This is a genomic window from Sphingomonas sp. PL-96 (assembly GCF_020707215.1).
Lineage (GTDB): Bacteria > Pseudomonadota > Alphaproteobacteria > Sphingomonadales > Sphingomonadaceae > Sphingomonas.
Map to the genome: position 1 here is coordinate 93101 of NZ_JAJFET010000009.1, position 20004 is coordinate 113104.

The following is a 20004-nucleotide window of genomic DNA, read 5'->3' on the forward strand; positions in this document are numbered from 1 at the left end:
CCTTGACCTTGTCCTCCAGCTAGGCGCTTCGTGGATCAGGCTCCGCTTCGTCCCAGCGCGCGCGGTAGCTGTGGAGCGTCACGTCGACCCAGTCGGGACTGTCGAACGACCGGGCGACACAGTTGAACGTGGCCTCGTCGAACCATCCCGGTGGCGACCAGTTGATCCAGTGCAGATGGGTGAACCCGCGCCGGCCTGCACGTACCGCTTCCGCCCCGCGCGGTCGCCATGAACCAATGATACCATTGCCGCTGGGTCTGCTCGAATGGTGGCGTCGGCATGCCGCCGAGCCGGGGCGGGGTCGACAGCATCGCCATCCGCTCGACCCGATCGGGCCACCCGACGGCCAGAGCCTCGGCGGTGTTCGATCCCCAGTCGTGCCCGGCGACCATGAAGCGGTCGATGCCGAGCGCGTCGAGCAGCGCGATCATGTCGATCGCGAGCATCGCACTGTTGCCGGTTCGCAGGGCGTCGTCGTTGTGGAAGCGCGTGGCACCGAACCCACGCAACGTCGGGACGATGACGCGGAACCCTTCCGCAGCCAGCGCGGGTGCTACCTGATCCCATGTCGACGCGTCATCCGGCCAGCCGTGGATGAGGAGCAAGGGCTGCCCTTCCTCCGCGCCGTAAAGCGACACCTCCATGTTCAGGTCGCCAGAGGTAATCATCGGCATTCGTTAGCCTCCTGGCGGTGCAACCTTTTGCGTGGCGTGGTGGACTCTGCCGCTCCATCAATGCTTTGGATGCGCCGACAGGATCACGCTCAGAACGGCCAGCGCCCCGTTAATCTCCGCGACGATCTGCCAACGTCGAGCGTCGACGGGTCGCACGCCACCTTCGCCGGTCAGGCACGACCGCCAGAAGGCTCGTGGTAGGGGCAGCCGTTCACGCGAGCCCGGAAATCGGCGGAGTGTCGGTAGGTCTCGTTGCGTGCCCGGTTGATGTTCCCGAGCGGACGGTGTGCGGCAAGCCCGGTCCAGATCGAGAAGCGCATCTCCTCGTTGATCCGCTGGACCTTGTCCTCGCTCAGGCTGTCCTGTTTGGCTGCTCGGATGGTCGCCACGGTCTGGAAGGGCGCATCGTCCTGCTTCCATTCGACGGTCGGATCTTCGACCGGTTGCTCCTTGAGATCCCGGCAGAGTTGGACCCGGACCTCCCATTCCATCTCAAGCACTTGGGCCTCCGATCGGATGACGTCGCGCAGCGCATCGGGGCGGGTGCTGGCGTCGATCGTGGTGCTGGTCTGATCGGCCAGACCCTTTGACACGGGAAAAACAGCAAATTTGGCGATGTAATCGCCATAGCGGAACGGCGTGACGCTGAAATAGGTCTCGCCGAGCGAATCGGAATTGGGTGCGCCGCCGAGCGTCTGCACCTTTGGGCTCTCGATACCGACTGCGCTCAGCACGGTGTTCACGCCGCGCAGCACTTTCGACATAACCTCCTTGGTGCCCTCGAGCTTGTCGGTGGTGCCGGCCAAGAGCTTGAGGTTGCCCAGGAACTGGTCTGCGGTCTTGTTCTGGAAAACCGGGCCGTTGACCATGACGAAGTCCTGCGTCCGTCCGTCGGCACCGGGCAGGCGTTCACCTTCGACGTCCATGACCTTCAGCGCCAGACCGCGCGGCAGGCTGATGGTGTCCGGCAGGATGTCGCCTGCGTTGGTCGAGAAACGCATGACGACCTTGTGCTCGCCCGGGGTGGCGAATAGACCTTGGGCCAGTTCAGGGAAAAGCCCGTCATGGACGGTCAGTACCCCCTCGAGGAAGCCGTGCGCCTTGGCGTGGACCGAACGGACCGCGTGACCATAGTCCTCCGCTGTCGTCTCGAGGATCTTGTCGAAAGTCTGGTTGAGCTTCGTGATCGTCTCGGCTTCGTCGGGTTGCACGTCCTCCACGTCGGGAGAATAAAGGACGAGGGTCTGGGTCATGGTCGTTGGTCCTCTCCGGCAAGGAGGCGGCGGCTAGACGCCGCCGCCGTCGCGCTCAGCGGCGGACTGCAGGCGCTTCGAACGCCGTCTTCAGCCGTGCGATTGCGAGATCGTTCGCCTGCTTGGCGCCGTTCACGACCTTGGCCATGCCGAAGAACTCATGGGTCACGCCCGGGAAGGTCTTCTGCTCGACCTTGTCACCGGCCGCCCGCATCGCGGCCGCCAACGTCTCGCCATCAGAGCGGAGCGGATCGATCTGCGCGTTGATGATCGTCGTTGGCGGCAGACCACGCAGGTTCGCGGCGACCAGGTTCAGGCGCGGATCCTGCGCATCGGCCTGGCTCGTCTGGTAATAGTACCCGAACCACGGCAGCATCGCGGCATTCAGCGGCTTGGCATTCGCCGAGTCCCGCCGCGAGGGCAGCGTCATGCTGCTATTCGCGATCGGATAGACCGACACGATGTGCCGCGGCACCGTCAGGCCGTTGTCGCGCGCGTAGATCGCGGTCGCGACCGCAAGGTTGCCGCCGGCGCTCTCACCGACCGTCGCGATCCGTGCGGGGTCGCCGCCCCAGCTTGCCGCATTCTGCAGCGTCCAGCGATAGGCCGCAGCAGCATCGTCATGCTGCGCCGGAAACTTAAATTCGGGCGCATGGCGGTATTCGACCGATACGACGATCGCATTGAGCGCCTTCGCCATGGCACGCGGCGCAGCATCGTAGGTGTCGACGTCGGCGATGACCCAGCCGCCGCCGTGGTAGTAGACGATGACCGGCATCGGCTTGCCAACTGCGGGTGCACCGGCCGGCTTGTAGATGCGCGCGAACTGCTTGGGGTCGCTGCCGTACGGCAGGTCCTGCGTCGTCACCGACGGATCAGGTGCGGTCGACATTCCCTTCTTCTGCATCGCCGCCTTGGCTCCGTCTGCGACCGAGGGCTGGATGCGGGCTTCCGCAGGCGTGAGCGTTTCGATCGGCTTGCCGCCGAGCGACGCGAGCGCATCCAGGACCGACTGCATGTCGGGTGCGGCCTTCGGGGGCTGCACGGATGTCGCGGGCGGCGGTGGCGGAGGAGGGGCCGTGACCGAGCGTGTCGACTGGGCCAGAGCTGGAACGCCTGCGATCGCGGTCGATGCGGCGATCAGCATGGAAATGGTTCTGCGCAAATATCCCTCCTTTAACTGTCCGATCCTCAACCATCGGACGACCTTCAGCGTTTCGGTACGAAAGTAGACCCAAGCGTTCGGACAGCGAGGTTGGGTAGTAGGGGCGACGGCATGGATGATATGGCTTCGATGGTAGATGGGACGCGCAGGTCTAACGCGCTGCCTTGTGAAGCGAATGCGCTACTACGTCTTTTGAATGACGCTGACCGCGCCGCCCTTGCGCCGCATCTGGAACTGGTGCCGTTTCGCAATGGCGACATGATCGCGCGCGCCGGCGATGCGGCAGACAGCATCTGCTTCCCGTTGACCGGAATCGCTGCGATACTCGATTCGCTCGAGGGCGACCGCCGCTACGCGGTCGCGCTAGTCGGCAGCGAAGGGTTCATGGGTTGGCAGCTGATGCTCGGCAACGAGCGCTGGTCGCACGACGTGGTGATGCGGGCCGAACACGGCACGGCGATGAGGCTGTCGGCCACAGCATTGCACGGGATACTGGCCGAACGTCCGGAGATCCGAACCGTCCTGCTCCGTTTCGTCGACGTGATCATGACCCAGATGTCCAGGACGATCGTCTCGTCGCTCGCACACTCGATCGAGCGGCGGATGGCGCGATGGATCCTGCTCTACCACGACCGCGTACGCGAGGACGACATCTGCATGACGCACGAGGAGTTCAGGCTCATGCTCGGCGTCCGTCGCAGCAGCGTAACCGACGCCCTGCACAAGCTCGAAGAGGATGAGGCTGTCCGCTCCGTACGCGGACGTGTCATCGTCCGCGATCGCGAGCGGCTGCTGCGGCTCGCTGGCGACACATACGGGTTCGCCGAGGCGGAATATCGGCGTCTACTCGGCCTCTGATCCTATAGATTTGTAGACGATGGCGCCTAGGGCGACCTCAGTGCCTGCTTGCACAGTCCGCATCGCCATCGGTTCGTCCTCAAAATTGGACGAGCATCAGAGATTGAAATAAACGAATGACCGCAGCTGGGACGCGATAAATATGTCGCGAATGACCGGAAGTGGGTCGTGACGGACGCATAGCCGAACGCAGTTGAGCCGCGCATGTGCTTAACACCAGTGTTTCCGTCCTAGAACTGAGAAAGAGCTACCCGCTAGCGCCGCGAGCTTCCCGGCGGCGATCCGGCAGGCCGAGCCGGACCGGCAGTACGGCGAGCGCAACCACCGCGATCATCGCTCCGGGCGCAGCCGCCGATCCGGTGCGCTCGATCAGGATTTGGGCGAGCCAGGGCGTGAAGCCGCCGAACACTGCGGTGGCGGCGGTGGCGCCGAGCGCTAGGCCGGTCAGCCGTCCTTCGCCCGGGAACTGCTCCGCAGTGGCGACCGCCCCCACCGCGCTCACGCCGCCGCCAAGGCATGCGAGTGCCATCGCGCCCGCTATGATGAGCGGTGGGGACCCACCCGCCATCACCGCGAACGCGCCGATAGGCAGCAGGGCAGCAGCGATCGCCAGGGCGATCAGCACGGGCCGTCGTCCCGCCCGGTCGGAGAACGCCCCGGTGAGCGGGGTCGTCGCGATGACCGCGACCGCGGCGAGGGTTGAGAGCATCAGTGCTTGCTGCTCCCCGATCCCCCCGGCCGAGGTCAGGAATACGGGAACGTAGGTGATGCCGACATAATAGGTGATCGATCCCAGAGCGGAAATGGCGAACGAGCGCGCGATCCCTGCACGGTGATGGCGAACGACGTGGCGCAGCGGCCGGTCCGGAACCGTGCCGACCGCCTTCTGTCGCAGAAACTCGGGGCTTTCCTCCATGGTCGCACGGGCAAGCAGCACCCCGCCGGCGAGCGCCGCGCCGACCAGGAAGGGGATACGCCAGCCCCACGCATCGAGCTCGACTGCGGGGAGCATCGCCACCGTCAGCGCCGACACGCCGACCGCGAGCAGTCCGCCGACTTCGCTTGCCGCGGACGCAAAGGAGGTCACGAACCCGCGCCGTTCGGGACGTGCGCCTTCGAGAAGATACGCGACCACGCCGGTGTATTCGCCGCCCACGGAGAACGCCATGACACAACGCAGCAGGAAGAGGAGCGCGCCGGCCGCCGGGCCGATCTGGGCATGGGTCGGCAGCAGCGCGGTCGCGAGCATGGCGGCGGTCATCAGCGCCATCGAGATCAGCATGGCCGGCCGTCGGCCGCGGCGGTCGCCCAGCTGCCCGAACACGACCGCTCCCAGCGGCCGCATGAGGTAGGAGAGCCCGAAGCCGGCGAGCGTCGCCGCGAGCGAACCCCCGCCGCCGCCGTGGAATACGCGGGCGAGCACGGTGGCGAAGTACAGGTACAAGGTGAAGTCGTACCATTCCACCACCGTCGAGAAGGCGGCGATCGCCGTCGACGCGCGCGGCAGTGTTCGGTGCGGGCCGTCGGCGGAGGTCATTACGCCTGGCTAGCGGAAGATCCGTCGCTTCCGCTAGCAGCTAGATTTCAGCGTGCTCATAGCCGACGTATCCTCCTGCCGGGATGGTGGCGTGCTCAGCGCCTCACTCGCGGGGTGAACGCGTATCTCCCAAGGGTGAACGACAGCCGCCTGCTGAACGTCGGCGTCTCTGCTTTACTCGTAGCACACGTGCCGAACCGCTCGATGTCCGCGAGCCGCCGTTGTGTTAGTCTGGTCGATTACGGCTAAAGCAGCCGCGATGTTCAGCAAAACTTCCCGCGCCGTTCCGATCCTCGCTTTTCTCGTCCTCGTTGCGGCCGGCGCGGGATATTGGCTGTCGTCCCTGCTCGGTCGGCTCCAACCGGCGCCGACCGACTTCGGCTGGCAGGCGGCGCTCACGACTGTCGCCGGTGACGGGGTTCGCGGGCAGACCGATGGCGCGGGCGCTGCGGCACGGTTCGGCGATCCGTTCGCGGTGGCGATGGACGGGCAGGGGGTGCTCTATGTCGCCGACGCAGCGGATCGCGGCCATGTCCGCAGGATCGATGCCGATGGCGTGGTCACGACGCTGCCCGGATCGTTCGATACGCCCTCCGGCCTTACGGTCGACAGGAAGGGTAATGTCATCGTTGCGGAGACGGGGGCGCATGCGATCCGGATGATCAGCCCGGAAGGCGCGGTCACGACTCTCGCGGGCACGGGCGCACCGGGTTATCGCGATGGCCCGGCATCGGGCGCACAGTTCGATGGCCCGATCGGCGTCGCGGTAGATGCCAAGGACAATGTCTATGTCACGGACAGCTATAACGACCGCATCCGCCTGATCACCCCCGATGGGCAGGTCCGCACGGTGGCCGGGCAGAACCGGCCAGGCTTTGCCGATGGCCCGGGCGCAATCGCTGCCTTCGATACACCGACTGGAATAGCGCTGGCCTCGGACGGCGCGATCCTAGTCGCAGATACCGGCAACGATGCGATCCGGAAGGTGACACCGGATGGCTTCGTCTCGACTCTGGCGCGCACCGATCCAGACGACGCCGCCGGCCTGCTCAGGGGCGCGATCGGGCTGGCGCCGACATGGGAGGGCTTTGTCTACATCGCTTCCTATCAGCGCGGCCGCATCCTGCAGATGTCGCCGCAGGGCGCGCTGGATGTCCTGGCGGGTCAGGGTGCGACGGCACCAGGCAATGCCGATTTGCGCCTGCTCGGCCCCTCCGGGATCGCAGTCGATCGCAAGGGCGCGCTCTATGTCGCGGACGCCTCGGCTTTCGCTATCCGCAAGCTCGACCATCGCACCGCCAACACGGCTCCCGACGCCGTCATAGCTGAGAGCCAGGCTCCCGCACTCGTCCGCACTCGACCATTCCCTTGGCCGTTCGCCCCACAATACGTTTCGCATGAGGTGGTCGGCGTCCTGGGCGAGGTGCGCGGCAATTATGAGGGGGAGAGCCGCCATCACCTCCACGCCGGCCTCGATATCAGCAAGCCGATGGGTACGACCGTGCTCGCTGTCGCGGCGGAGACCGTGCGCGATCCGCTGCCGAATTCCCGCGATATCGGCGGCCTGAACGAGACGCTGCGGATCGACCAGATGACCTATGTCCATATGCGCGTCGGCCGCACGCTCGATGACCAGCCGCTGGACGAAGCCCGCTTCCAGCTGATCCGCGATGCCCTTGGGCAAGTCGTACGAGTGCGAGTCCGGCGCGGGGCGCGCTTTGCAGTCGGCGATCGGATCGGGACGATCAACTGCATGGCGCATGTTCACTTGGAACTGGGACCGCCACGCGGCAAGGTGAACGCGCTGGCGCTCTCATTCTCCGGTCTGTCCGACCATGTCCCGCCAAGGATCGACGACGTGCATCTCCTTGATGCGCAGGGACGGCGGTTGGACCAGAAACGAGACGGGCACCTGCTCGTCGCCCGGCAAGGCGGGCCGCTGGATATCGTGGCCGAGGCCTGGGACCAGGTGGACGGCAATGCCGCCCGCCGCCGCCTCGGCCTCTACAAGGCGGGCTTCCAGATCCTCAAGGCGGATGGCACGCCGGTGCGCGGTTTCGAACGGCCGCGGATCACGCTGGAGTTCGACCGGATGCCGCTCGCGCCCGACGCCGCGAAGATCGTCTACGCGCTCGCCAGTGGCGATACCGTCCACAGCGATCAGCGCACCCGCATGCTATACGTCGTCAGCAACTGGACGCGTCATGGCCGAACCGAGAAAGCCGGCTGGAACCCGGCCGATCTGCCGGTGGGCAACTATGTCATCCGTATCCTTGCTGCCGACCGGATCGGCAATGTGGCGATGGCCGGGCGCGATCTACCGATCGCGATTCGGTGAAACCGGCGAGCGATGAGCAATATGAATGAGCGGTCGGTTCTGCGAGTTGGTGACCGCCTTCTAATGTTCACCTTCGGGGGTATGAGAACCGCTTTACTAAACTGAGCAATCTAAGTGCCCGTCCGTTGCGGTTCATTGGCCTGGCGAGAGCGCAGACGAATCATCCGTCGCAGACGCGCTCAAAGCAACGCACGGTGTCCTTTTAGGCATAGGTTCGAAGCCGGAAAGGGAACCGAATTTCCGCGGGGCCACGCAGGGGCCACGGATTGGAAGGGCAGGAAAAACAGCAGGTTTTCTGCGGCATACGGCGATGGATGTGAGTCCTGTAAGCGCACCATCCTCCTAGACGCACTTCCAGCAGGATAACGGCGGCGACTGAGGCGAAAGCGCCTTGGCGTGGGTGGCCCGTGTGGGTTTTGGCTGGGGCGCTTTGATAGGACCGCGCACTGGTCCTACGCTGCCGCTCTTCGAGAAGCTGGGGCTCTGCTTTCCTTCCGAATGCGCGTCTGGATCGCTGGGTGCCGGAACGGCTGGAACTGGGCCGGTGGCGGACTGGCAGCTTAGGGACGTCAAACCCGATAAGCGGACGCTCCTTTTGAGAGCTTGGGAGCTTTCAAGTCGAAGGGTGCGGTGCGTTGGGCTGGTGCGCCCCGCCAGTGCTCAGCGGGGGTACCTGCCGCGAGCTTTGACATTTGACATATTCTTCTATGATCATGCGCAATGGGAATCTGGTCGCCAACGACCGGCAGGCACGCGACTACGAACAGACTCTGGGGGACATCGATAAGGCGCTGTCTTCCGAGCAGGTTCTGCGCTCGCTGGTCCAGGGACTTCCGCAGGCCGAACCGGCATGATCAGGTACTCGTACTGATTTCGGCCTGCATAACCGAAGGGGTGGACACCCGGGGCCAGATCATCGGCACGCTTGGCCACCTCGACTTCAAGCGTGGCCATGTCGCGATGCTCCTGGCGGAGGGGACGGGCACAAACCGCGAGGTCCATCGCTGGCGGCGAGATGCGGCGGGTACCTACACGTTGCTGTCCTAACATCCGATCGTCTCAACCCCGCTTCGCGCGCTGGCTTCGGCTGGTACGCGGGGCGGGGCTGATACCCACTTTTTCTTTTTGGTCGAGGTGGCCATTAGAGGCCCGCCGGGCCCCGCTGACCGTCGCCCGGTACCTGCGCGCCTAGCAGCCAGTCGCGGCCCTCCCTGCCTTGGCCCAAATCGAATCTCGTGAACCGCGCGTGCATCAGGCCCCGTCGATTCCGCACCTGCCGCCGCAGTTTTGTCCACTCCGCTTCCGATCGAGGGAAGGGGTCGGTCAGGGTCGCCGGCTCAGGTGTGGCGCTTAGACCGAGCCAGCATCCGCCGCATCGCCGGCATCAGGTGACGTCTGCGCTGGTGGCGTCTTGCGGGCGCACAGGGTTAAGGATGGAAAGCGGCCGGTGCGCTCCGCCCCGCACCGCACATATCCGTCTGCTGCAAGCCTCCGTTCCGCCAGGTCCTGCAACGCCCACGATCCGCTGAGCGAGACGGGCACCGCAATCATGGCCGCCATCGCGATCCTGTTACCGATCCGCTTCACGGCTGCGTCATCGCGAAGCAGTGCCAGCGTTCCCCAAGCCGCCAACGCCACAAAGATCGGCATCAACGCAAGCATCCCGAAATCGCCACCCGATACCCGCACCTCCGATGCACCGGTTCGCCACGCAGCAAGAGACGCCGCTAACGAGTCCGCCAGCAGCCATCCGCACAGCACCGATAACGTCAGTCCGATGGCTGCCATGAAGAGCGCCGCGCGACGCCGCTCGCTCCTCATCGCAGGGTGGGAAAGCGGGGCAGAAGTTTCCAGACCATGTTCCGGACCTGTCGCTTCGCCTCGGCAACAGCGGCGTCGCGGATCAGGTCGACCACGTTCCCGGCGGCCTGATATGCAGTGTTCTTTCCGCGCGCGACCAGTGCCCGCTTCTGCCGCTCCAATTCGACGATGCCTTCATCAAGCTGCTTTTGCAGGCGCTCCGTGAAGCCATACTTCTTGTCGAGCGCGTCGAGCACCCAGCCGACACCCAGCCCCACGACCACCGCGATCACGAGCGGCCCTGCCGCCACTGTCATGCCAAGCGCAACGGCTGTCGCTCCCGCAGCATAGCCGACACCACCGGCGATAAGCGCTTTACTCACATCTCCGGCGATGCCGCCCAGCATCTGCCCCAGCGTGGCGTCGTCGCGAATGACGTAGTCGATGATGTTCCATGCGGTCAGCAATACGACAGATACGATCGTGCCGCCTTTGACTGACTTGGCCACCCCCGCCTTGCCTATCCCCAAACCTAAGACTTTGGGATGAAGGACACCATATTTTGTTCCAGTGAGCACGCGACGAAGTCCGGGATATCCCTTGAACACCACATGCAACTTGCCGTTATAGGTCTTGAAGTAGCAACGACCTCGTATTCCAGTTTCCCTGACCAGCTTACGGATCAGCATTACATCGTCCGAGGCGGAAAAGTAGTTGGCGAGAGTGTGCCAGTTTTCTGAGTAGCCCTTCCAATGCTTGTCGGCGGTAACCTGTGGCATCTTGCCCGTCGCGACCGCTTCTGTCAGCCATATACGGACAAGCATGTCGCGATCAGCGATGATGACTTGATCGGTTTGCTCGGTCATGAGCGCTCCTCGGTCCTCTGAGCCCTACCTTCCACGATCCTGAACACGCGAGGTTTCTTGCCGCTGATCGTGAAGCCGTCACCATGCCATGTCACCGACGGGTCGCCCGCCGTAAGTTGATCAAGGCAGCTCTCCACAAGTATGGAGTCAGTCAAGCTACGTTGTGCGACCGAAAACAGGCGCACCCATGACTCCCGCCCATTGGCGCAACGCTCCCCGCCAATCTTGCTTCCATAGCTGTCGAGCACCGCCACGACGCCGCCACCTTCGCCGACTCGTTGGACATCGTGATAGAGGACGGGGTCGGCGCGCTCGGCGGCAATCGGGAAGCGGATCTGCGTCTTCGCGCCGTCGTCGCCGTAGGTGTAGATGCCCGTAGCGCCGGTCACCTCGATGGCATCGGACGCCAGGATTGCCACCGCTGGCGTGCCGGTGTTCTCCGCTGCCCCATCGGCCGAACTGCAGCCGGCAAGGATCGGAAAGATAGCCGCTAGGGCCAGCATTGGAGTGGCTCTCATTCGAACAGCGTAAAGCGCGCCGACGGCTTGGAGAAGCGCAAACTGCACGATCAATCGCGCGATGCAAGCAATCCGTCGGCTCAGACGAACACTGATATTGGCTGTTACGCGAGCACGGGCGTCGTCGCTCTTTTCCGTCAACCAGGCTCCCGCTCGAACGTGCTGCGATGTCCGCCCTCCTTAGTCACGCATACGCCGCCGTAGCTGCTTCCACTCCGCTTCTGATCGCGGAAATGGGTTTGCCAGCGTTGCCGGCTCGGGTGTGGCACTCAGGCGTGGTCCGCGCTTGCCGCAGCGCTGACACCGAATGTGGTAACCCAGCGCGCCGAGCTGCGTCGACCAACCCTTAAGCAGAGCATAGCGCCAGAGTCGCTTTGCATCGAACACGTGCTCCGCGCCGCAGTAGCAGCGGGCACGGAGATTCGCCTTGTGGCTCGTTAAGTCGGTGAGGCTGTCGAGCCGAGTGTTGGCCGACACCTCAAAGAGGGAGCAGGAGCTGATTGCGATCGGGTGCGGCTTGCGCGTCGAGCGAGGAGGCGATCGACAGCGCGAGTTCCTTCGCCGCCTGCTTCCGCAGATGCTCGCCGGGCGCGGTGATGCCCACGCGGCACCATCCCGGTGCTTCAAGGATCGCAGTTGCTATCGCGGCGGGGTCGGCTGGTTCCATGTAGCGCATGAGAACACAACAGGAACGATTCGACAAGCCTGAGCGGATGCGCCCCGCTGATGGGTCATTCGTGTCAGCGGGAACGACACTCGTGCGGCAACTTCTCGCGGCAGCACCTACTCGGTCGCCGGTTTTCTGAACCGCGATCTCAGTTGACCCAACCGGGAGCAAAGGTCCTTGCCGCTGCGGGTGATGCTCTCCCGTAGTTGCTCTGCCTCTGTTTCCGTCAGAACGAGCGTGTCCCGCTGGAGGCGCTTTGACCGCAAAGACACCAGCCGAAACACCGCAGTCCATTGCCCGTACGGGTCGAGCGTCACTTTGCACGTCGCATGGCAAAGCATGTTCCTAGCCTCTGCATGTGCCCGACACTGCTCCAGCGTCGCCGCGGTGGTGCCCGCCTCCTTCTCGAATGGACCTCCTGGACCGATCGCGGATGCCAGCGCTTCGAATCGCTGCCCGACGAGGTGAGGGAGGCGCACATCAGCGCCACGTCCTTCCACCTCCGCCAAGCATGCCAGGCACTCGGTTACGGCCTCTTCGGTTCGCGTGAAGGCGTCGAGGCAGCGGCCGCGCCACTCATTCACGCGCGCAACCGCGGCGATGAAAAGCTCGCGCGGCAATGCCACCTTCGAACTTGCTGTGATCGCGTCCACCGGGGAGGCGTACCGGTCTCGGGTTTATACATCGTTGCTGGAGCACCCCGCGGGTGATGTTTAACCCCGAACGGCAGCGGCAGGAAACGCCCAAGAACTGCCATTCCACGTGTTCGCCGCAATGCTTAGAAGCGGACATTCACCGCCTGCCACCGGCATCACTCTCCACTTCTCGACGGCAACCCCAGCGTCCTCTGGCAGAGACCAGTGCCGCCTTGATACTTGAGGCTGACATGTATTCGCTGCGAGCCTTACTGCCCCACATCGGTAATCATGTGGGGGCAAGTAGCTCCGGCTGGTGCCCATAACAGGTTGAGAAAACGCTGACCGCTTATCGGCATACAGCGATGGTAACCCTGACGCGGCAGGAAAATGTCAGTAGCAACCAAGATAGCTAATGGGAACAGTACCAAGAGAGGTGAGAGCCACAGGATAGCGCGAAAAAACCCCTCCTGTCGCTTCGGCGAAGTGTGGGCAAGCATGCCGACCAGCAGCGCAAGTTGCACCGTGCCGACGGCCGCAGCACCGACCCCGGTGCGAACTTCGACAGAACGACGATCTCCCAGCTCCCGCCAAAACGAAGCGGTGCCGTCCCAGGCCACCCACGCCAGCGCCAAGGCCAGCAACGTCATCGCCAATGCGAGGATCACCGACGCACGTCGGTCGCTGTTCCCCACCGGCGTCAAAAGCGGGGAAGGAATTGCCAGGTCAGCTTGTCAAGCTGGCGCTTCGCTGCGTCTGTTGCGTAGTCGACAGCTAGGTCGACTACTCGACTGGCAAGTGAAGCCGCAATGCCAACTCCAACTTCGATCATGTTGTCCTTCGTCTGCTCGAAGCGCTGATGAAGTCTGGCGATGCCTTGGTCCAACATGTTCTGAAGTTTCTCAGTGAGTTGAAAGCGATTGTCTATCCAATCGAGCGCCAAACCGGCGCCTACGCCGACGACTACCGCCACCGCCAATGGACCCAGTGCAAACGTGCCGATCGCGGTACCCATGGCTAGTGCACCTGCGGTAACGCCGATTGCACTGCCGATCGCAACCTTCACTACATCGCTAGCAATGGCCCCGAGCAGACCTCCCAGTGTGGCTTCGTCCCGCATGACATAGTCGGCGATGTTCCAAGCCGTGAGCAGGAAAATCGATACGATGCCGCCGCTCCTGGCCGATGCTTTGACGCCGGCGAGCCCCAGCCCCATGTTGACCACTTTCGCGTTCTGCACCCCGTATCGGGTGCCGGTCAGGATTCGCCGCAATCCTGGATGCCCCTTAAACACGATGTGCGCTTTGCCCCCATAGTTCTTGAAATAGACGCGCCCAATCGGTGTCCCCAAATCCTTGGCCAGCTTGGCCAGAAGGGCAAGGTCAGTCGCCGTCGAGAAGTAGTTCGCTGCGAACCGGCTCTCGGTCTTGTAGCGGCGCCAAAGTTAGTTAGCCTGGAGCTGCGTCACCTGATTGGCTGCCACCTTTGCAGACAGCCAAAGCCGCATCATTGCGTCGCGGTCGAGAACGTAAATCTGCTGATCTTGCATGCTCTAACTACTCCGAGTCATCAGGTTGCAAGCGGCACGACCTTCTGTGCCTGAACCGCGTAACGTTGCTCGCCGACGCGGAAGCCGCTGGGCGCCTCCCACGCGACCTCCGCGTCGGGTCCCGCTTTATCACTCAAGCAACTCTCCGCGAGTGCTGCGAACACTTCCTTGCGTTCTTGCAAAGAAAACGCACGCACGTAGCTCTCGATGCCATTGGCACAATGTCCATCCGGGCTCGCTCTGCTGGCGTATCGGTCGAGCAGCACGATAACGCCATCGTCGGTTTGCCCGATCCGCTCGCTGTCGTGCCGCCGGGCAGGGTCGATCTTGCTGATGTCGATCGCGAACGGCACTTCGACAGTCACTCCATCACGCGTCGACTTATACACGCCGCCGCCATCGCGAAGGTCGAGTTGATCAAGTTCCATGGAGCTTACGGCGGCCTCGGCAGGCGGATCTGCCGGCGCGGGCGCGCAGGCGCTCAAGCAAGAGGCCGTAACCAACCCGGCTATTAGAGCGCGCATTCTTCGTCCTCCCGCCGAGAGGCTCCCGCAGAAGGAAGCCAGCGTCAACAAGTGTTCGACAACCTCCGTTTCAAGCAAGGTAGCTCAAAACCCAGAAACTACCAGCTTGTGCCCCGCTTATCCTGCTTTCGGTGCCCCGTTGCCTGAAAGCTGCCCGCCCGAAATCCACCCGCGATCGGCCGCCAGCATGCTACGGTAACTGACCCAGCGGTAGCGCCATCTGAGGGCGCACGGGAGGGATGGGGCGGTGACGCGGGGTGGTTGCCAGCAATGAATTCCCGGCATGCTCTTTGCCGCTGCTCAACTAATCAGTTTGCGCCGATCGATCGCGCTTCGTCGGTGCCGATCCAGCCTTTGGTCGTCGGCCCCTCGCCTGAGGCGTACTCTACGAGCATCGCGTTGCCGCTCTGGCGGATTACCCCGACCAGATCGCCCTTCACCACATAGCGGGCCCCCGGTCTGCCAGTAGGTGACGCGCGGAACCTGGCGCGCGGGACGGCCACTTGCGCGAGGTCGGTCCATCCGGCGGTCAACGTTCGGGAGCCCGTCAACGCCTCGCCCTTCGGCACGAAGCACCCGCCGAACCGGTTGACGTCAGGTACGTCGAGCGTGAGTTCATCGTCGCGCAAGCTGAGCGTCCCTGTCGCTGGGGGCGCGCCCAACCCCTTTGCAGTCACGTTGGCGCGCCCATCTGGACGGAGTGTACCTGAAAAGGTGAAGGAACAGGTTCTAGCCGGCGCATTTGGTCCAAGATGGCCTTGCTCCTCCAGGTAGCGACCAACGATGCGGCTTCCCTGTACAGCTACGTCGAACATTTCGAACTGTCCGCTCGCGGGTCCAGCCGCTGTCGCACACCCAGGAACAGCTATGAGTGCGGCGACCGTTAGTACGACAAAGTATCTCATTATCTTGCTTTTCAGTCCGTCTTGAATTGCAATATCTCTGTCATATCACATTTGATCTGCACCAACAGATTCGAAAACAAGAGGACGCAAGTCCTTTCTCCATTGCCTCAGCCATGCTAACCTTGATTTCGCAGGAAGGTGCAAACAGGTATCCGGGAAAGGCAGCGGGAATCGGGGGAAAGCTTCGGCGAGCGAGTGATCACGTCTCGCAGCGGTGCCGCAAGTTCCACGTCGAAGGCGCGCAATTCAGGATGTTGGGGGACACGCTGCATCGCTTGCAAGACCAGCGGGCCGAGTTCGACACCGTTGCGCAGCGGAATGACGTCGGCTGCATGGCAGCTGCCAGATCTCAGCAATACATCGAAGAAGGACCCAATCCCGGCCATTCACGCGTCCCATTGCGCCAGTGGAAGCCTGCCGCTCGTTCCTGTGAGCGGACCGACCGCTTGGGCGAGCCCAGCCAGCCGCTTGGGATCGCCCATTGTGGGGACTTGGCGGTCGGTCTGCTTGCGGAAAGGGACTAGCGAGAGCGGTCGTCCTTGGGCCGGGTTCATCGGACGCGGCATTGATCAGGCGGTGGCTTGCGTCGCGTCAATCGGGCAGCCAGCGCTGAGTGTCTGTTCCCGTGTCGCTGGTCGTTGCACTCGACAAGCTTTCGAACTCGATCAACAATCCCCAGGGCGTCAGGCCGAAACGGCCGCGATTGCCTGGTCCGGCCTCCTGGCCCGTAAGGTCGTAGGGCCCCTCCAGCAATGCGCCCCCGGCTGCCACGAAGCGTGCCGTTGTCGCATCGATGTCGTCGACCGTGAGGCTGAAGTGGCTGATGCCCTGATCGGCGATGCCGCTCGAACGCCGACTTGTCGGATGATCGATCTCGAACACCTCTAGGTTGGCGCCGTTGCCGAGCCGAAGCATGGTCACTGCGACGATCGCGGTGCCCTGCGCCAATCCGTTCTTGGGCGCGAGTTCCCGTGCCCGCATCGGATCGCCATCACGCGTGGTGAGCGAGAACAGGGGCTCGGCGCCAAACGCCTCCTTGAAGAAGTGGATCGCGGCGTCGTGATCGGGCACCGTGATCCCGACATGCTCGATTCCGCGTGGACGATCATCGGTCATTGTTACACCTTCGCTTGAGGGTTGGTGGAAAACAGGCGGTCGATCTGTTCGAGCGATCGCCCGCGCGTTTCGGGTACGCGCCGCCACACGAACAGGAGGGCGGCGACGCCGATCGCCGCGAACAGCCCGAAGGCGCCGCCGTTGCCGAGCGCGTCGTTGAGAACGGGAAAGCTTACGGTAACCGCGAGATTGGTCACCCACATCATGCCGGCCGACAGGCTCATTGCCCGGCCGCGGATCGCCTGCGGGAAAATCTCGGAGGCGAGCACGTAGTAGCAGGCGCCCAGGCTGAATGCGAAAAAGGCGATAAAGCCACACAGGCAGGTGGCCGCGAATACCAGCGACGACGCTCCGGCGACCGAGCCCACGGACAGGGCTGTCAGCATGAGGGTCATGCCTCCAATCCCCCACAGCAGCAGCGGCCTGCGCCCGGCGCGGTCCATCAACCGCAATGCCACCAGCGTGAAGAGAACATTGACCGCGCCCACCGCGGCGGTGGCGAGGATGGCTCGCGCCGGGGTGTCGGCTCCGGCGCGCTCGAAGATGCGCGGTGCGAAGTACAGCACCGCGTTGATCCCGGTCGCCTGCTGGAAGAAGGGAAGCAGCAGGCCGACCAGCAGCACACGGCGATAGCGCGGCTGCAACAACGTCGACCAGCGTGCCTCTGTGCCCTGGGCGCGTGCATCGCGGCGCAGCAGCCTCAGTTCCGCGTCGATGGCATCGTCCGGGCGCATTCGCGCAAGCACCTCGCGGGCTTCATCGAACCGCCCCTGCGCGGCGAGCCAGCGCGGGCTCGCCGGCAGCAACAGGATGCCGAGCGCCAGCAAGGCGCCTGGCAGCACACCGAAACCCAGCATCCAGCGCCAGCTGTACGCCCAATCTGCAATCGACCAGGACAGCAGGTAGGAGCCGAGCATGCCGGTGACGATGCACAGCGAGTTGAAGGTGACGATGGTGCCGCGCTGCGCCGGTGGTGAAATTTCGGCAAGGTAGATCGGCGTCACCATCGACGCGACACCCACCGCCATGCCGACAAGCACCCGCCCAGCCACCAGCATCCCGATACCCGGGGCCACAGCGCATAGCGCGGACGAGATCACGAACAGCACAGCACAGGCGAAGATGAGCAGCCGCCGGCCGAACCGGTCGGCAAGCTGGCCGCCGATCGCAACACCGCCGACCGCCCCCACCAGCACTGCCCCGGCGACCAAGCCTTCCATCCACTCCGACAGCGCGAAGTCCTCACGGATGAACAGCAGCGCGCCGGCAATGATCCCAGTGTCGTAGCCGAACAGGAGGCCACCGAGCGAGGCAATGGCCGCAACCAGCCAGAAGCGGGAGGGCGCGCCATCCGCGGCGGCCGGTTGGACAGGATCAGTGGAACGCGGCGTAGCAATCTGCATGGAGAGGGGTCGAAGCTCCTGGTTGGAAACGAAAGAAAGGATCAGCGCGGGCGCATCGGCAGGCGTCGCCGCCATGCGGGCAGGCGCACGCGCTCGCGGAGCCAGGTGAGCAGGCCGGCAAGGACGATCACCGCAATGCCGAGGAAGGTTGCCGCATCCACCGGCTGACGGAACAGACAATAGCTGAACAGCACTGCCCAGATCATCTGGCTGTACTGCGGTGGAGCCACTTGGCTGGCGGGGAGGCGGAGCGTCGCCGTCATCAGCAACGCCTGACCAGCCGCTGCTAACAGCCCATAGCTGGCCAGCAGCACCAGATCGGCAAGTGCCGGAACCGTGAAGGCCGGCAGCATCAGCACGCCATTGACGAGCAAGGGACCTATCAGCCCTGCACCGAACAGCGACATCCGCTTCTCCTGGGGACTGGCGAGCCGGAAGCTGATGATCGACAGCGCCGAGGTGAAGCCCGCTGCCAGCGCAGCAACATGGCCGGGGCCGATCGCGCGCAACCCCGGACGCAGGACAATCAGCACGCCGACAAAGCCGAGCACCACTGCCGCCCAGCGCCATGGACCGACGATTTCCTTGAGGAAGACCACCGACAACAACGTGACAAACAGCGGCATCAGAAAGATCAGCGCAAAGGCTTCGGGCATGGGCAGCCGGGTAAAGGCGATGACGCTGCAAACGGTGCAGGCGGCGCTGGCGCCAGCGCGCAGCAGCCACAGAGGCCGGTTGGTTGTGCGCAGCAGATCGCCCAGCCGCTCGTCGGGCTTGCGGATGAACGGCAAGGCCGCAAAGCCCAGCAATGCGCCAACAAAGGCGGCCTCGAACGGATTGATCCTGCCTTCCACCAGCTTCACCGAGGCATCGCTGATCGCGAAGGCGGCATAGGACAAAAACGCGATCAGCAGGGCGGGCAAGGAGGGTTCCGAACAAGGGTTGGGTTGACAATGAACTGCCAGACGGCGGAGAAGTTGCATAGCTATGCAATGCAGGGGTGAGGAAATGGTCCGGCGATCGGAGGCAACGGCGCGATGAGCCTGCGGCGGCCCACCTCGATCGACGTAGCGCGAGAGGCTCAGGTCTCGCAGTCGGCTGTCTCACGGACCTTTACGCCGGGCGCCAGCGTCTCGCCTGCCACCCGCGCCAAGGTGCTCGCGGCCGCAACGAAGCTCGGCTACCAACCCAATATGCTGCCTCGCCTGTTGCAGAACGAGCAGACGGGGATCGTCGCCATCGTCACCGGCGACTTGAGCCATCCTTTCTATGCCGAGGTGCTGGGAACGCTGACCGCGGCGTTGCGCCAGGCGGGCCGAATGGTGATGCTGGTGAATGTCGACAGCGACACCGCCCTCGACGCAGTCGTGGCGGACCTGACCCGCTACCGCGTCGACGCCGTGGTGAGCGCGCTCGCCGTGCAGACCAGGGCTGCCGCAGACACGATCGCGGCGATGCGCACCCCCGTGATCCAGCTAGCGCATGGGGTACGCAGCAAGGGCATCTGGACGGTCAACGTCGACAATCACGCGGTCGGCCGACAGGCAGCCGATCTGCTGCTCGCCCGTGGCGGCTCCCGGTTCGGCTACCTTGCTGGGCCGGATACGCCGACGCAGCGCCGCCGCGAGCAAGGGTATGTGGCGCGCCTTCGCGACCTCGGCCATGCCGTCGTGGTCGGGCGCAGCGCCTCGTTCACGCATCGAGGCGGGTTCGACGCGGCAACGCGCCTGCTCTCAGCGGAGCCGATCAACGCGCTGTTCTGCGTGAACGACCTGGTAGCGTGCGGCGCGATCGACGCAGCCCATCAGGCTGAGCTCGCCGTGCCCGCCGGGCTTCGGATCGCTGGCGTCGACAATATCGTCCAGGCCGATTGGCCCGGCTATGCGTTAACCAGCTTTGATCAACAGGTGGATCAGCTGACGTCGCTGGTGGTGGCAACCGTGAGCGACCTGGAGGCGAGCCCTGCCGAGCAGCTGATCCCGCCGCAGCTTGTCGAGCGTCGCAGCACCCTGGTAGGGGTCGCGTAACGGCCGGATCTGTTTCCTGTATCAGGGCCACCGGCTCGCCATGCCGCTGAACAGCGGCCGGCATCCCGGTTGGACAGGTCATGGCGCGACCCGTTCAAGGTCGCCGCCGCAAGGATGGGGCGTCCGTTGTGCGCCAGCCAACCAGGGTCGCGGTGAGAGCCGCCCGCAT

At 64.1% G+C, this 20004-nt stretch carries 23 protein-coding genes; 6 read left to right on the forward strand and 17 right to left on the reverse strand.

Annotated elements, in window-relative coordinates; all coding sequences use genetic code 11:
- Window positions 1–35 precede the first annotated feature (35 nt).
- From LK533_RS15070 to LK533_RS15080, 3 genes are all read right to left on the reverse strand, one after another.
- A complete protein-coding gene (locus tag LK533_RS15070; protein WP_229363898.1) occupies window positions 36–674 on the reverse strand; it encodes an alpha/beta fold hydrolase in 639 nt (212 codons plus the stop codon).
- A gap of 170 nt (window positions 675–844) precedes the next feature.
- Entirely contained in the window at window positions 845–1927 is a 1083-nt protein-coding gene (locus LK533_RS15075; RefSeq protein ID WP_229363899.1) for a catalase family protein, read from the reverse strand.
- Between the two features lie 55 nt (window positions 1928–1982).
- On the reverse strand, window positions 1983–2945 hold the full coding sequence (locus tag LK533_RS15080; RefSeq protein WP_229363900.1) for an alpha/beta hydrolase: 963 nt from the start codon (window positions 2943–2945) through the stop codon (window positions 1983–1985).
- Window positions 2946–3006: 61 nt separating this feature from the next.
- Here LK533_RS15080 and LK533_RS15085 point away from each other — a divergent pair, with 61 nt between their 5' ends.
- Together LK533_RS15085 and LK533_RS15090 are read left to right on the forward strand one after the other, a co-directional pair.
- The gene (locus LK533_RS15085) at window positions 3007–3159 is read left to right on the forward strand and encodes a hypothetical protein (RefSeq protein ID WP_229363901.1); all 153 of its coding nucleotides are present in this window, start codon (window positions 3007–3009) and stop codon (window positions 3157–3159) included.
- A gap of 44 nt (window positions 3160–3203) precedes the next feature.
- On the forward strand, window positions 3204–3950 hold the full coding sequence (locus tag LK533_RS15090) for a Crp/Fnr family transcriptional regulator (RefSeq protein WP_229363902.1): 747 nt from the start codon (window positions 3204–3206) through the stop codon (window positions 3948–3950).
- Window positions 3951–4197: 247 nt separating this feature from the next.
- On the opposite strand, the gene LK533_RS15095 is transcribed toward LK533_RS15090, so the two are convergent.
- Window positions 4198–5487 carry an MFS transporter gene (locus tag LK533_RS15095; RefSeq protein ID WP_229363903.1) on the reverse strand — a complete coding sequence of 430 codons (1290 nt, stop codon included), beginning with the start codon at window positions 5485–5487 and terminating at the stop codon, window positions 4198–4200.
- Between the two features lie 259 nt (window positions 5488–5746).
- Between LK533_RS15095 and LK533_RS15100 the strand changes: the two genes are divergently transcribed.
- From LK533_RS15100 to LK533_RS15110, 3 genes are all read left to right on the forward strand, one after another.
- Window positions 5747–7825, forward strand: a complete 2079-nt coding sequence (locus tag LK533_RS15100) for a hypothetical protein (protein WP_229363904.1) — start codon at window positions 5747–5749, stop codon at window positions 7823–7825.
- Window positions 7826–8532: 707 nt separating this feature from the next.
- Window positions 8533–8679: a hypothetical protein gene (locus LK533_RS15105; RefSeq protein ID WP_229363905.1), complete on the forward strand. Its 147-nt coding sequence runs from the start codon at window positions 8533–8535 to the stop codon at window positions 8677–8679.
- A gap of 40 nt (window positions 8680–8719) precedes the next feature.
- Window positions 8720–8872 carry a hypothetical protein gene (locus tag LK533_RS15110; protein ID WP_229363906.1) on the forward strand — a complete coding sequence of 51 codons (153 nt, stop codon included), beginning with the start codon at window positions 8720–8722 and terminating at the stop codon, window positions 8870–8872.
- Window positions 8873–9175: 303 nt separating this feature from the next.
- On the opposite strand, the gene LK533_RS15115 is transcribed toward LK533_RS15110, so the two are convergent.
- The 13 genes from LK533_RS15115 to LK533_RS15175 all read right to left on the reverse strand — a co-directional run bounded on the left by LK533_RS15115 (window position 9176) and on the right by LK533_RS15175 (window position 18731).
- Window positions 9176–9613, reverse strand: a complete 438-nt coding sequence (locus LK533_RS15115; protein WP_229363907.1) for a hypothetical protein — start codon at window positions 9611–9613, stop codon at window positions 9176–9178.
- Between the two features lie 29 nt (window positions 9614–9642).
- Complete coding sequence (locus LK533_RS15120; RefSeq protein ID WP_229363908.1) at window positions 9643–10491, reverse strand: hypothetical protein; 849 nt, start codon at window positions 10489–10491, stop codon at window positions 9643–9645.
- Complete coding sequence (locus LK533_RS15125) at window positions 10488–11150, reverse strand: YgdI/YgdR family lipoprotein (RefSeq protein ID WP_229363909.1); 663 nt, start codon at window positions 11148–11150, stop codon at window positions 10488–10490. Before LK533_RS15125 ends, LK533_RS15120 begins: the two co-directional genes overlap by 4 nt.
- 337 nt (window positions 11151–11487) lie before the next feature.
- Window positions 11488–11676: a DUF6771 family protein gene (locus LK533_RS15130; protein WP_229363910.1), complete on the reverse strand. Its 189-nt coding sequence runs from the start codon at window positions 11674–11676 to the stop codon at window positions 11488–11490.
- Between the two features lie 116 nt (window positions 11677–11792).
- Complete coding sequence (locus LK533_RS15135; RefSeq protein WP_229363911.1) at window positions 11793–12329, reverse strand: hypothetical protein; 537 nt, start codon at window positions 12327–12329, stop codon at window positions 11793–11795.
- 251 nt (window positions 12330–12580) lie between these two features.
- The gene (locus tag LK533_RS15140; RefSeq protein WP_229363912.1) at window positions 12581–12979 is read right to left on the reverse strand and encodes a hypothetical protein; all 399 of its coding nucleotides are present in this window, start codon (window positions 12977–12979) and stop codon (window positions 12581–12583) included.
- Window positions 12980–13011: 32 nt separating this feature from the next.
- Complete coding sequence (locus LK533_RS15145) at window positions 13012–13662, reverse strand: hypothetical protein (protein ID WP_229363913.1); 651 nt, start codon at window positions 13660–13662, stop codon at window positions 13012–13014.
- A gap of 218 nt (window positions 13663–13880) precedes the next feature.
- Complete coding sequence (locus LK533_RS15150; protein ID WP_229363914.1) at window positions 13881–14288, reverse strand: hypothetical protein; 408 nt, start codon at window positions 14286–14288, stop codon at window positions 13881–13883.
- Window positions 14289–14692: 404 nt separating this feature from the next.
- Window positions 14693–15013 (reverse strand): hypothetical protein, encoded by a 321-nt coding sequence (locus LK533_RS15155; protein ID WP_229363915.1) that lies wholly within the window; start codon window positions 15011–15013, stop codon window positions 14693–14695.
- A gap of 392 nt (window positions 15014–15405) precedes the next feature.
- A complete protein-coding gene (locus LK533_RS15160) occupies window positions 15406–15675 on the reverse strand; it encodes a hypothetical protein (RefSeq protein WP_229363916.1) in 270 nt (89 codons plus the stop codon).
- Between the two features lie 205 nt (window positions 15676–15880).
- On the reverse strand, window positions 15881–16405 hold the full coding sequence (locus LK533_RS15165; RefSeq protein WP_229363917.1) for a VOC family protein: 525 nt from the start codon (window positions 16403–16405) through the stop codon (window positions 15881–15883).
- 2 nt (window positions 16406–16407) lie between these two features.
- Entirely contained in the window at window positions 16408–17883 is a 1476-nt protein-coding gene (locus tag LK533_RS15170) for a sugar porter family MFS transporter (RefSeq protein WP_229363918.1), read from the reverse strand.
- Window positions 17850–18731 (reverse strand): DMT family transporter, encoded by an 882-nt coding sequence (locus tag LK533_RS15175; protein ID WP_229363919.1) that lies wholly within the window; start codon window positions 18729–18731, stop codon window positions 17850–17852. The genes LK533_RS15170 and LK533_RS15175 overlap by 34 nt, the downstream gene beginning before the upstream one ends.
- A gap of 114 nt (window positions 18732–18845) precedes the next feature.
- Here LK533_RS15175 and LK533_RS15180 point away from each other — a divergent pair, with 114 nt between their 5' ends.
- On the forward strand, window positions 18846–19835 hold the full coding sequence (locus LK533_RS15180) for a LacI family DNA-binding transcriptional regulator (RefSeq protein ID WP_229363920.1): 990 nt from the start codon (window positions 18846–18848) through the stop codon (window positions 19833–19835).
- Window positions 19836–20004 lie beyond the last annotated feature (169 nt).

What these genes read in the sequence shown, in the direction of transcription:
- LK533_RS15070 (WP_229363898.1), bottom strand. Translation starts at nt 674, where the DNA reads ATGCCGATGATTACCTCTGGCGACCTGAACATGGAGGTGTCGCTTTAC.
- LK533_RS15075 (WP_229363899.1), bottom strand. Translation starts at nt 1,927, where the DNA reads ATGACCCAGACCCTCGTCCTTTATTCTCCCGACGTGGAGGACGTGCAA.
- LK533_RS15080 (WP_229363900.1), bottom strand. Translation starts at nt 2,945, where the DNA reads ATGCAGTCGGTCCTGGATGCGCTCGCGTCGCTCGGCGGCAAGCCGATC.
- LK533_RS15090 (WP_229363902.1), top strand. Translation starts at nt 3,204, where the DNA reads ATGGATGATATGGCTTCGATGGTAGATGGGACGCGCAGGTCTAACGCG.
- LK533_RS15095 (WP_229363903.1), bottom strand. Translation starts at nt 5,487, where the DNA reads ATGACCTCCGCCGACGGCCCGCACCGAACACTGCCGCGCGCGTCGACG.
- LK533_RS15100 (WP_229363904.1), top strand. Translation starts at nt 5,747, where the DNA reads ATGTTCAGCAAAACTTCCCGCGCCGTTCCGATCCTCGCTTTTCTCGTC.
- LK533_RS15105 (WP_229363905.1), top strand. Translation starts at nt 8,533, where the DNA reads ATGATCATGCGCAATGGGAATCTGGTCGCCAACGACCGGCAGGCACGC.
- LK533_RS15115 (WP_229363907.1), bottom strand. Translation starts at nt 9,613, where the DNA reads ATGGCAGCCATCGGACTGACGTTATCGGTGCTGTGCGGATGGCTGCTG.
- LK533_RS15120 (WP_229363908.1), bottom strand. Translation starts at nt 10,491, where the DNA reads ATGACCGAGCAAACCGATCAAGTCATCATCGCTGATCGCGACATGCTT.
- LK533_RS15130 (WP_229363910.1), bottom strand. Translation starts at nt 11,676, where the DNA reads ATGGAACCAGCCGACCCCGCCGCGATAGCAACTGCGATCCTTGAAGCA.
- LK533_RS15150 (WP_229363914.1), bottom strand. Translation starts at nt 14,288, where the DNA reads ATGGAACTTGATCAACTCGACCTTCGCGATGGCGGCGGCGTGTATAAG.
- LK533_RS15160 (WP_229363916.1), bottom strand. Translation starts at nt 15,675, where the DNA reads ATGGCCGGGATTGGGTCCTTCTTCGATGTATTGCTGAGATCTGGCAGC.
- LK533_RS15165 (WP_229363917.1), bottom strand. Translation starts at nt 16,405, where the DNA reads ATGACCGATGATCGTCCACGCGGAATCGAGCATGTCGGGATCACGGTG.
- LK533_RS15170 (WP_229363918.1), bottom strand. Translation starts at nt 17,883, where the DNA reads ATGGCGGCGACGCCTGCCGATGCGCCCGCGCTGATCCTTTCTTTCGTT.
- LK533_RS15180 (WP_229363920.1), top strand. Translation starts at nt 18,846, where the DNA reads ATGAGCCTGCGGCGGCCCACCTCGATCGACGTAGCGCGAGAGGCTCAG.